The sequence below is a fragment of the Chromobacterium sp. IRSSSOUMB001 genome, from assembly GCF_023507765.1.
GTDB classification, from domain to species: Bacteria; Pseudomonadota; Gammaproteobacteria; order Burkholderiales; family Chromobacteriaceae; genus Chromobacterium; species Chromobacterium haemolyticum.
This window is the reverse complement of sequence record NZ_JALCYU010000061.1, coordinates 1-520: the sequence shown is the minus strand read 5'-3', so window position 1 is coordinate 520 and position 520 is coordinate 1. Positions and strand designations below refer to the sequence as shown.

Annotated in this window: 1 pseudogene; it reads right to left on the bottom strand. The window is 67.1% G+C overall.

Features of this window, described 5'->3' with window-relative positions:
* A pseudogene (locus tag MOV80_RS23310) lies at window positions 1-520 on the bottom strand (hypothetical protein); the annotation flags it as partial.

Sequence of the window (520 nt, the reverse complement as noted above, 5' to 3'; positions counted from 1 at the left end):
GGTGTCGACGCGGGTGGCGTAGCGGGTGATGCGGGTGGTGTTGCCCAGCGCGTCGTATTCGGTGCCGGTGGCGTAACCTTCAGGATCGACGTGCAGGGTCTGGCGGCCGAGCGCGTCGTAATAGTTGTAGCCGCTGTAGCCGCGCGGGTCGGTGATCTTGACCGCGTTGCCGGCCGCGTCGTACTCGGTGACGGTCACGCCGCCCAGCGCGTCGGTTTCGCGAATCAGCCGGCCGAGCAGGTCGTAGTCGCGGCGGGTGGCGTGGCCGTTGGCGTCGGTTTCGACGATGCGTTTGCCCAAGGCGTCCAGCTGGTAGGTGGTGCTGGCCTGCTGTTTGCCGTCACCGCGAGTTTCACCGATCAGGCGGCCGGCGGCGTCGTAGCTTTGATGGGTGATTTGGTCGGCCGCGTCGGTCACCAGGGTGGGTTTCCAATCGCTAGGCCCCGAGGCGTCCAGCGCCAGTTCTTCAAACTGCGCCCGCGCCGCAAACAGCCAGGAGTCGTTCTCGCCCACCGCGGTA